This window comes from Streptomyces sp. NPDC001153, from assembly GCF_053598315.1.
Window position 1 is genome coordinate 93,411 of the sequence record NZ_JBSFJZ010000040.1, and the last position, 6,952, is coordinate 100,362.

Consider the following 6,952-nt stretch of genomic DNA (forward strand, 5'->3'; position numbering starts at 1 on the left):
TCTCCAGACAAGTGCACTTGTGCGCTGCGGCTCGCTGTGCCGAAGACGTATATGCGGCACCGATCCGATGACCATCCTGCCTGGCGACACACCGAGGCGCCCCTTCACAGGGGAACGCGGCAGCTCCTCGAGCACACAGTAGCCCTACGTGATGTAGGACTACCAGTGCGGTCGTCCAGGGCGAGGTAAGCAGGCGAATCGGACATACCGGAAAGCGATACGCGCCTCAGCGCCGGACCGGGCGGACCAGGCGGACCGGGAGCGCTTCGACGCTGTTGCCGATGAAGCTGCGCTGGCGGGGCAGTTCTGCCTCGGGGACGGCGAGGTCGAGGTCCGGGAAGCGGGTGAAGAGCCGTTCCAGGGCGATCGTGGCCTCGAGGCGGGCGAGCGGAGCGCCCACGCAGTAGTGCACGCCCTGGCCGAAGGAGAGATGCCGGGCCGCGCCGGGCCGGGTGACGTCGAAGCGGTCGGCGTCCGGGCCGTGGAAGGCCTCGTCGCGCCCGGCGGCGGTGTAGCCGGCGAGGACCGGGGTGCCCTGCGGGATCACGGTGCCGCCGAGGACCAGGTCGCGGGTGGGGTAGCGGAAGGGGAACCAGCTGACCGGGCCGTCCCAGCGCAGCGTCTCGTCCACCACGTCCGACCAGGTGGCCTTGCCGTCCAGGACCAGCGCCAGCTGGTCACGGTGGGTGCACAGTGCCCGTACGGCATTGCTGATCAGGTTGAGGGTGGTCTCGTGGCCGGCGACCAGCATCAGGCGCATCGTGCCGATGAGTTCGGCCTCGCTGAGCCGGTCGCCGCCGTCCTCGCGGGCGGCTATCAGGGCGCTGGTCAGGTCGTCGCCGGGGGCGGCCCGGCGGGCGGCCGCGATCGTGCCGAGCAGTTCGACGAGTTCGCGTACGGCGGCCATCACCTCCGCCGGGGTGGTGTCGGTGGCGATGACCACCGTGTAGGTGAGGTCGTGCAGCCGGCCGCGGTGCTCGGGGTCCACGCCGAGCAGCTCGCAGATGACGCTCATCGGGAGCGGGAGCGCGAAGTGGGTGCGCAGATCCGCGATGCCGTCCGGGTCCTCGTCGGCGGCCCGGCCCAGGTCGCCGAGGAGGCCGGCGGTCAGCTCTTCGATGCGCGGCCGCAGCCGCTCCACCTGGCGGGCGGTGAAGGCGTTGCCGACGAGGGAACGCAGCCGGCGGTGGTCGGCGCCGTCGGCGGTGTGCATGCCCTGGGCGTTGGCGAAGACCCGCAGCGGCCAGTCCGCGGGGATCGTGCCGTCGTTCAGGGCCGGGCAGTGGCGGGCGTCCTTGGCCACGTCGGGGTGGGAGAGGAACTCCTTGAGCGCGTCGTGCCCCAGGACGACCGCTGCGGGTACGCCGCCGGGCAGGACGATGTCCGCAACGGGCCCCCGGGACCGCAGGTCGGCGTTCAGGGCGTGCGGGCAGCCGCCGACGGGGTCGACGACGTGGGCGGGCGAGGGGGTGCGGGAGGACAAACCGGGACTCCTGACCGTGTGATCGAATACCGGCCAACAGTGCGGTGTCGAAGGCCGGTTGTACAAGTCCGTCCCCCGGGACGCTTCGGCCGGGGGCCCGGCCCGTCCGGCCCGGCTGACTTCCGAAGCCGGGGCGCGGCAGCTCCAGCCTCGCGTTCCGCTTTCGGTACGCCGACGCCTCTCGAGCCTGCGGGACACCGGCCGCGCAGCACGGTGTACTGCCTGATGTGCGTATGTGGAGGAGATCGCCGGATGAAGGCCGCTGCACGGCCTCATGCTGGACTCGGCTGTACCGCGCGTGGCAGGCGGCGGGCGGGCGCCTGGAGGCAAGTGCGGCGGGACGTTTGTGGGGACGCCTCAGCGCGGCGGACTTCTTCGGCCATTCGTTTCAGCTGGCGTCGCTTGCGTTCCTCTGCTTCTTCCCGTTTCTGATCCTTGTCACGGCCGCGTTCGGCCAGGACGCAGCGTTGGTCATGGCGGGATGGCTCGGACTGAACGAGCAGGCGGCCCAGGCCGTGGCCGGTCTCTTCAAACCCAATCCTGGGTCGGGCACCCTCAACCTGGTGAGCTCCCTGTTGTTGATCGCGGGGGCAGTCGCCGTGGCCGGCACTCTGCAGGGCTGGTACCAGTTCCTCTTCGGCGTGCCACCACGTTGGTGGCGGGATCTGGGGGCTCAGCTCGTGTGGCTGGCCGCGCTGGTCACCTACAGCGCGGCCCGGGCCGGGATCGGCGCAGCACTCGGACCGCGACTGAGCACCCTGTCCGGGTTCGTCCTGGCGCTGTTCTTCTGGTGGGGGACCATGAGGCTGCTGCTCACCGGAGCGGTCACCTGGCGCTTCGTCCTGCCTGCGGCCGTGGCCACCGGGGTCGCCTGGACCGGCCTCGGGTGGTTCTCCTCCCGCTTCTTCTCCGAAACGATCGTGGCCAACAATGAGAAATACGGCCCGGTGGGCGTCGTCATGGTCATCCTGTCCTGGCTGGTGGCGGTGGGCGTGGTCATCCACCTCGGCGCCGTCGTCGGACATGAGTTCGCCGAGCACCGCGCTCTTCGCTCACAGCACTGACATCGAGCTCCCGAGTCCTCTCGATGCGCTCCGCGCGGTGTGGAGGAGCAACCCGGGCATGCCGCAACCGCCCGGACGGCTCATACTTGTGGTGACCCGGCTGCACGGCGGCAGTGGTCCCTCGTGTCCGGTGGAGCCGCCCGGCATCCCGGGACCGGTCGGCGGCGCGACGGCGGAAACCATGCTCCCGTCCGCACTCCACAGGCGGCAGCACCCTCCTTCCGAGACCAGCATCCACCGTGCCGCGCAGAACACAACGGGGTCCCCGTCCACCGCCAGAGAGAGGTGGGGTTCGGACATGTGCCGCTGGATCGTCTACTCGGGCACCCCGGTCCTGCTCAGCCAGGTCCTGTTCCAGCCGGAACACAGCCTGATCGATCAGAGCCTGCACTCCCGCCTGGGGGTGGAGACCACCAACGGTGACGGCTTCGGGGTCGGCTGGTACAGCCAGGACCTGGCTACGCCCGCGGTTCTGCGCGACGTCGGCCCGGCGTGGAACAACCGCAATCTCCAGGAGGTCGCCCACCACGTCCGCTCGGGTCTGTTCTTCGCCCATATCCGGGCCACGACCGGAACAGCCGTTCAGCAGACCAACTGCCATCCCTTCCGCAAGGACCGCTGGCTGTGGATGCACAACGGCATGATCAACGAGTTCCACCGGCTCAGGCGTGACCTCGCGTTGGCCGTCGACCCCGCCCTCTTCGCCGACATCGAAGGGTCCACGGACTCCGAGCTCATGTTCCACCTGGCCCTGACGTTCGGCCTGGCGGACGATCCGCCGGATGCCGTCGCACACATGGCCGGTCTGATCGAGGGCACGGGTCACCGGTACGGCGTGGAACACCCTCTGCAGATGACGGTCGCCGTGGCCGACGGTGAGAAATTGTGGGCCTTCCGCTATTCCAGCGAGAGCGTCTCACGGTCGTTGTACTTCAGTACCAGGGTGGACGCTTTGCGATCGCTGCACCCGGACACCGCGTTCCTGCAGGAGATCTCGGACGAGACACGCCTCGTCGCCTCCGAGCCGCTGGGCGACCTTTCAGGGGCCTGGAACGCAGTTCCGGAGAGCAGCTACGCCATCGTCCAGCCAGGCCGGGACGCGCTCCACGCCTTCAAGCCGCGCTCCTGAACCGCGTGCTACGCACGACCTGCCGCCGGTCACAGGCCATGGCACGTGCACCACGTGGTCCGTCCTCTCCCCGGATCATGTCGCCGCCGCCTTCGTATGTGGATCCGGCCAGGGGACCGTCCACGGCCCGGGCTGCGGAGCTGCTCCGCACGGACGGGCCGAACTCGCTGCCGGAGGAGAACCCCGTACCGGGCCGGCAGCGCTGTCCGGCCCAGTGCCGCAGTCACCTGCAAACCGGCTTCGACAGCAAACAGATGAACGGGGGCCAGAGGTGACGCCATCCGGCGAGCCGACCGGTCAGAGGGGAACAACGGCCATGAAGAGCGGTCCTGCCCGTACGCACGGAGCGGCGCTTTGGCTGCGGGCCGTTCCCGGACTCCGTGCGCTGTCCTCGTATCGGCGCGAGTGGCTGCCGAAAGACGTGATCGCCGGAGTCGTCCTGACGACACTGCTGGTCCCGCAGGGCATGGCGTACGCGGAACTCGCGGGCCTGCCGCCGATCACCGGCCTTTACACCTCGATTCTGTGTCTGCTCGGTTATGCGGTGTTCGGCCCTTCGAGGATCCTCGTCCTGGGCCCCGACTCCTCGCTCGGCCCCATGATCGCGGCCACCGTGCTGCCGCTGGTCGCGTCGGGCGGAGATCCGAGCCGGGCTGTCGGCCTGGCCTCCATGCTCGCGATCATGGTGGCCGCCGTGATGCTGCTGGCCTCGGTGGCACGGCTCGGCTTCGTCGCCCATCTGCTCTCCAAGCCCACGATGATCGGCTACATGAACGGCCTGGCACTGACCATCCTGATCGGTCAGCTGCCCAAACTGCTCGGCTTCAAGGTCGAGGCGGACACTGTGGTGGGGCAGTGCGTCGGGCTGGTCGAGAAGCTGTCCGAAGGTGCCGTGGTACCGGCCGCGGCCACCGTCGGAGTCGCGGGCATCGCGGTCATCCTGGTACTGCAGCGTCTGCTGCCGAAGGTGCCGGCGGTCCTGGTCATGGTGGTGCTGGCCATCGGTGCCGCCACCGCCTTCGACCTCGGCACGCGCGGAGTGAGCCTCGTGGGTGTACTGCCGGAAGGTTTCCCGCCGCTCACCGTCCCGCACGTCCGGCTCGAAGATCTGGCGCCGCTGGCCGGCGGAGCCCTGGGTATCGCCCTCGTGTCCCTGGCCGACACGATCTCCAACGCGTCGGTCTTCGCCGCCCGGACCGGACAGGAGGTGCGCGGCAATCAGGAGATGGAGGGAATCGGTGTCGCCAACCTCGCGGCGGGGCTCTTCCAGGGCTTCCCCGTCAGCACGAGCGGCTCCCGCACCCGGTTGCCGAGCGAGCCGGCGCGAAAAGCCAGCTCACCGGGCTGATCGGCGCCGCACTCATCACCTTGATGCTGGTACTGCTCCCGGGCCTGTTCCGTAACCTGCCCCAGCCCGCTCTTGCCGCCGTGGTCATCACCGCGTCCCTGTCCCTGGCCGATGTGCCCGGGAGCGTACGGCTGTGGCGGCAGCGCCGCACCGAGTTCCTGCTGTCCATGACGGCCTTCCTCGGCGTGGCGCTGCTCGGCGTCCTGCCGGGCATCGCGATCGCCGTCGCGCTGTCGGTGCTGTAAATCTGCCGGCTCAGCCTTCCCAGGTTCGAATCCTGGCGCCGCCACACGGGAACAAGGGCCCGGTGACCTGCGAGAACAGCAGGTCACCGGGCCCTTGTCGTATCCCCGGGTGATCAGCGGACTGTCTCACGCTGTCTCGCGTTCGAACGCCCCATCTCGATGTGTGTGGACGGAGCGTGGACGGGATTTCTGGCCCGTCACCCGGCCTGCCGCAGGCGAGCGGAGATCTTGGCGTTCGCTGCCTCGTCGCCGTCCTTGAGGAAATTGGCGTATACCCGGAAGAGCACCGCCACGCTGTGGCCGGCGCGCTCCGCCACGAGTTGGGGTTCCACCCCGGAGCTGAGCCAGGTGGACACCGCAGCGTGGCGAAGGTCATACGGGCGCTTGGCCAAGACCGATTCGAACTCGCCACGAGTCAGAGCCCGCGAGCGGGCTTCGGCCCAGACCTCCCCGTAGCCCGTGTCCTGGACCAACCCGCCCCGCATGGTCTGGAACACGCGGCCGTCCGGGGCGGTGCCGTACGCGGTGAGGTGCCACCGCAGCAGAGCGACCAGTTCGGGCGGAATCGGTACGTGGCGGACGGCTCGCCGGGGCCGGTGCTTCAACCCCCGCTTATCGTGCGCCTCACCGCTGTCCGTCCAGGCAGCGCCGGAGCGGGGGCGAGTTTCCCTCAGTCGGAGCAGCCCCCACCCGCGCCGGGGCAGGTCGCAATCACGGCGCCGCAGACCGATGACTTCTGCCGACCGCGCAGCCGCGTAGTAGATGCAGCCGAAGAACGCCACCAGCCGACGGCCCCGCGGGCTCTGGTCCCGTACGGCGGCCAGCAGCTTGGCCGCCTGTTCGGGGTTCGGCACGCACTCGGGGTCGATTTCCTCTACAACCTGCTCCGGCGCCTTCCACTTGATGCGGATGAGCGGGTTGTCGGCGAGGAGTTCGGCCTCTACGGCGTACTCCAGCGAGTTGTAGAAGATCGCGCGCTTTCGGCTGATGGTTCCTGCCGCTGCGGTTGTCCCGTCCAGTTTCAGGGACACGGCGTTGAGAGCGGCCCGCGCCAGCAGGAGATCCGACAGGGCTGACGTGGGCAGCGACTTGCGCTTGAACCACTCCAACACTCTGGCCACGTCAGCGGGGGTCTCCTCGGCCCAGCGGTTCTTGTTGAACGCCCAACTATATAGGGCCTGTCGCACGTCTCTGACGTCGGGCATGCCTTTGGTGTCCTTCACGGCAGTGCAGTCGCAGTGCGGTCGCAGTGCAGGCCAGTGACAACAAGGGGTGAGGATGGACGTTGTTGGCGCCTGGACCGGCCAGAACGCAAGCGCGCTGAAGAGGGCGTTTCGCGAGACCAACGAAGGGTTCGCCGGCCGCCTCGGGACGTCGGCCAGGACTGTCGCCGCGTGGAGCGCAGACCCAGCATTGGTCCCAACAGCAGAGATCCAACGCGCCTTGGACACACTGCTCTTCCAAGCTGCGAGCGACGTGAAGGCACGGTTCGCCCTCCTTATCGGAGGGTCGAAGCAAGTCGAGAACGGGCACGCTGCCCCGCGTCAACTGACGCCTGCGCAGCAACGCTTAGCAAAAGATCCTCACATGGGTCTGCCGCACGATCGGGTGACATCTGAACTGGCTTGCCCTATGGGGCTGGTGGGAAGGATGTCGCTGTGCCCAAGCCTTATCCCGAAGAGT

The 6,952-nt window shown here is 68.8% G+C and carries 4 protein-coding genes, 1 tRNA gene and 2 pseudogenes; 5 read left to right on the forward strand and 2 right to left on the reverse strand.

Annotation, left to right across the window (positions count from 1 at the left end; all coding sequences use genetic code 11):
* Positions 1 to 226 precede the first annotated feature (226 nt).
* A complete protein-coding gene (locus ACWDEN_RS35860; protein ID WP_351615320.1) occupies positions 227 to 1,483 on the reverse strand; it encodes a cytochrome P450 family protein in 1,257 nt (418 codons plus the stop codon).
* A gap of 473 nt (positions 1,484 to 1,956) precedes the next feature.
* Between ACWDEN_RS35860 and ACWDEN_RS35865 the strand changes: the two genes are divergently transcribed.
* The 4 genes and pseudogenes from ACWDEN_RS35865 (at position 1,957) to ACWDEN_RS35880 (ending at position 5,313) form a co-directional block, all read left to right on the forward strand.
* The gene (locus ACWDEN_RS35865; RefSeq protein WP_450862098.1) at positions 1,957 to 2,547 is read left to right on the forward strand and encodes a hypothetical protein; all 591 of its coding nucleotides are present in this window, start codon (positions 1,957 to 1,959) and stop codon (positions 2,545 to 2,547) included.
* A gap of 298 nt (positions 2,548 to 2,845) precedes the next feature.
* The gene (locus ACWDEN_RS35870; RefSeq protein ID WP_351615326.1) at positions 2,846 to 3,676 is read left to right on the forward strand and encodes a class II glutamine amidotransferase; all 831 of its coding nucleotides are present in this window, start codon (positions 2,846 to 2,848) and stop codon (positions 3,674 to 3,676) included.
* Between the two features lie 466 nt (positions 3,677 to 4,142).
* Positions 4,143 to 5,137, forward strand: a pseudogene (locus ACWDEN_RS35875) (SulP family inorganic anion transporter); the annotation flags it as partial.
* Positions 5,138 to 5,205: 68 nt separating this feature from the next.
* Positions 5,206 to 5,313, forward strand: a tRNA-OTHER gene (locus ACWDEN_RS35880).
* 153 nt (positions 5,314 to 5,466) lie between these two features.
* On the opposite strand, the gene ACWDEN_RS35885 is transcribed toward ACWDEN_RS35880, so the two are convergent.
* Positions 5,467 to 6,474, reverse strand: coding sequence for a tyrosine-type recombinase/integrase (locus ACWDEN_RS35885; protein WP_450862100.1), 1,008 nt, complete (start codon positions 6,472 to 6,474; stop codon positions 5,467 to 5,469).
* A 73-nt stretch (positions 6,475 to 6,547) separates the two neighbouring features.
* Between ACWDEN_RS35885 and ACWDEN_RS35890 the strand changes: the two are divergent.
* Positions 6,548 to 6,952, forward strand: a pseudogene (locus ACWDEN_RS35890) (hypothetical protein); the annotation flags it as partial.